General features: G+C 58.5%; 2 protein-coding genes. One reads left to right on the forward strand and one right to left on the reverse strand.

Annotated features, from left to right (window positions below; genetic code table 11):
* Positions 1–1,035 precede the first annotated feature (1,035 nt).
* Positions 1,036–1,164 carry a hypothetical protein gene (locus JQ553_RS34800; protein WP_312015230.1) on the forward strand — a complete coding sequence of 43 codons (129 nt, stop codon included), beginning with the start codon at positions 1,036–1,038 and terminating at the stop codon, positions 1,162–1,164.
* Positions 1,165–1,212: 48 nt separating this feature from the next.
* Here the strand turns inward: JQ553_RS34800 and JQ553_RS34100 are convergent.
* Positions 1,213–3,648, reverse strand: a 2,436-nt coding sequence (locus JQ553_RS34100) for a PAS domain S-box protein (RefSeq protein WP_212504458.1), incomplete at its 5' end; no start/stop codon positions are given.

Consider the following 3,648-nt stretch of genomic DNA (forward strand, 5'->3'; position numbering starts at 1 on the left):
GGAGACATGGATCGTGTCACCAACCTTGATCGCCTGTGCGTATCCGTAGGCATCTTCCCACGGCACACCGAAATAGGCGGCCTCTTTATCATTCACCGCGGCTCCGTTTACGTCGTTGCTTTGCATATCGAGCCTCCTGGCTTCTCAATCTGGCATCGCGCATCGCGTCTCGGTGGCGGCCCTGAAAGTTTCGGTACGACTATGCTTTGCAGAATGACCTTGCAACGCCGGCGAGGGAAATCACCTCTCGCCATGGAGTCGATAGACGATCATTATTGCCGCCGCGCCGCGTGATGCCGCAGCGAGGAATGCCACCAGCCGCATCTGCAGAGACTCCCGTTAGGCTGGGCGCGGCTCGACGCGGCACAGCGGTTTTTCGAGGCGTTCCTGAAGGCGGCGAGTCGACATGCGCCACATCGCGCACTGCCATCGCCGAGCAACGAAGCCATCCGGTCCGCAAGCGGAGGATTGTCGATCTCGATGGCGACGACGACTACGGACACGGGCCCCTCGCTCACCTCTCCGGCCTCTCGCCGATCGTCAACTTTAGCCGAACCGGCTCGCCCGCGACGCGATCCTACGCTATCGGGGCGAGCGTCTCTCGGGCAGGTCAAGCCGCCCTCGCGCCACCAGTGACGCGGCGGCCGCTGCATCTGCAACAGCGATCGCACCCGCCGCAATCCCGCGACTGCTTTCGTCCGGCGGAAGCCTCGATCACAAGCCGTGCCGGATTGGCTTCGCAATCATCGTCCAGAGAAGCCACAGTTTACGGGGCACAGGCGGCACACTGGTGGCATTCTGTCAGATATCAAGCAATTCGATGCGGAGCGTCACTAGAATGGGATAATTGGCTGCCCGCACGACGGGTCCAGCGAATGGCCATAGGCGGCATGATGAAAAAGGTACTGGTTTCGGTCGTTGAAGATGATCGGTCCTTTCGTGAGTTCATGTGTAGGCTCATGAGATCGTTGGGCCATTTTTTCATCTGCAACCGAGTTTCTCGCGTCCCCGCGCCTCGCCGAAACAGCCTGTCTGATCACCGACATCCACATGCCTGTCATGACTGGGTTCGAGCTCTATCGACGCCTCATCGACACGGGCCACGCGATTCCGACAATTCTCGTGACCGCTTCCCCAATGATGTTGACCGAACTCGCGCCTTGAACGACGGGGTCGTGTGCTACCTGCGCAAGCCAGTTGACGAAGAGCATCTCACCCAATGCGTTTGCGCAGCTCTGAGGTCCGGTGGCCTACCAGAAGCGGACTCGTGAGTTCGCCGTCGGTGCCTGGCAAGGTGAACTGAAATACACCTCCCCGAGGCTCGTTTGCTTCCGCCCATAGCTTGCCCCCATGAGCTTCGATGATGGAGCGGCATATCGAGAGCCCCATCCCGGTTCCACTGGACTTCGTGGTGTAGAAGGCATCAAAGACCCGATCGAGATGCGCCGGATCAATGCCCGGCCCGGAATCGCGCACGGCCACGAGGGCGCCTGCCTGATCCCGCTCGGTGCTGATCAACAGCTCTCTTGCCCCCTCCTCTACCGAGCCCATTGCTTCAGCCGCGTTCAGTATCAGGTTCAGCAAGACCTGTTGCAGCTGAACGCAATCCCCCATAACCGGAAGCGGTCCATCTGCAAGCCGAGTCTGGACCGAAACGCCATTCCTGCGGATCACGCTTTGCGCCAGTACAATCACTTCACGGGTAGCCGAATTGAGATCAAAACGCTCCTTTCGCAGAGGCGCTTTCTTGATGTGATCACGCATCCGTCCGACGATATCCTTGGCTCGGTCCGTGTCCCTGACAGCGCAAGCGAGCGCTTCCCTGGTCTCATCCAGGTTTGGCGGATTCATTTCCAAAAAGCGCATCCCTGCACGGACGTTGTTGCGCGCGGTAGCGATCGGATGCAGAATTTCGTGTGAGAGCGAAGCTGCTAACTCTCCCATCATGCTCACGCGGTTGATGTGGGCAAGGTCTGACTGCATCTGCTGCAACCGCGCCAACGCTTGTGTGCGATCTTCGGTGTCGGTCAGCAGAGAATACCAGCGAACAATGCGGTCGGCGGCATCCCGGACCGGAATGCCGCGGATCTCAAACCAACGAAATTCGCCGTCGAAGCGCTTCACGCGTGCTTCGGTCCCAAAGGGAACGCCGGCGGCGATCGATTTTGTGAAGACTTCAGCGAGATGGGGAAGATCATCGGGATCTATCGTTCCGTTTGTGCCCCAGTTCCTCAGCTCTTCCAGTGACTGGCCGCAATACTCTAAGATTTGACGATTTACGGCTTCGAGGTCACCATTCGGGGCCAAGACCGCAACGAGGCCCGGTATCCCGTCAATCGCAGAGCGCAAACTTCGCTCGCTTTCACGGAGCGCCTCCTCGGCACGTTTGCGTTCGGTCAAATCGAGCACGAATGCGAGGCCCTTGTCACCTCCTTCCTTGAACATCGCGGCGCCAATAAGCACAGGAACGCGGCTGCCGTCTTTCCGAAAATACTCCTTCTCGAAGGGCTGAACTATCCCGGTTGAGGACAGTTCTGCCTGAGTCAGTATGTCGCGGTCGCGCCATTCGGGCGGGGACAGCTCGGTCCAGCGCACGCGGCCCGAAACCAAGTCCTCACGGTCATATCCTACGATACGTAGAAACGCGTCATTGGCTTCAAGAATTCGACCTTCGCGGTCGGCAATGAGGATCCCAATGATGTTGGCGTCGACCAAACGCCGAATCTTCCCTTCGCGATCTGCGACGTCACGATAAAGTCGCGAATTTTCGAGCGAGATCGCCGCCTGAGACGCAAGCACCTTCAACAAAGCGACGCGATCGGACGTAAAGACTCTGGGTGTCAGATTGTTCTCCAGGTAGAGAATGCCTGTAAGCTTTCCCTGGTTGATTAACGGCAAACAGAGAATAGAACGGAGATAACTTTCAACGATGTAGGGATCGGCAGAAAATAGATTATGAGATGAAGCATCGTCGAGAATAACGCTTTCCCGGGTACGCAGGACATAGTGGAGCACCGACTCCGGCAGCACTGTCGCAGCCACGTCCTCGTCGCGCAGATGCACGGCCACCATATCGCCATCGGTCGTGGCTTCGGCGGCGATCCGCTGCTCGGCTCCGCGTGAAAAAATCAACAAGCCGCGTTCGGCGCCAGCCTGTTCGAGCGCCGTGCGCATAAGCATTTCGAGCAGCTTCTCCAGCACGATCTCGCCCGATATGGCCTGCGAAACCTTGATCACCGTTGCGAGGTCGAGCTGATCGACAGACGCTGCGATTGTGCTTGTCGGACCAGGTGCGGGCCCTTCCATTCTGAGGCGCGGATACATCGCATCGAGTTGTCTTACCTTTCCGTCCGCTCCCCAGCGCAGGTAGCAGTCCCGGGCGTTTCGCAAATATAGGTGCGCGATTTGTTCGAAGCCGCGCGCGGCGTAAAAGCGCGCCGCCAGCTCTCTGGCGAGCGCCTCGTTATGAACAAAGCCGTTTGCCTGTGCCGAACGGATGGCTTGTTCGTAAAGGTCCATGGCATCGAGAGCGCGGCCATCAATCCGGGCTATCTCCGCACCAACCAACGCAGCGCGGTTCTCGAAGTTTTCCGCACAGTGTTCCGCCCACATTTCGAGTTGTTTGTGGTGGGCCACAAGAGCCTCAAA

Origin of the sequence: Bradyrhizobium lablabi, from assembly GCF_018131005.1 — a bacterium.
Lineage (GTDB): Bacteria > Pseudomonadota > Alphaproteobacteria > Rhizobiales > Xanthobacteraceae > Bradyrhizobium > Bradyrhizobium lablabi_D.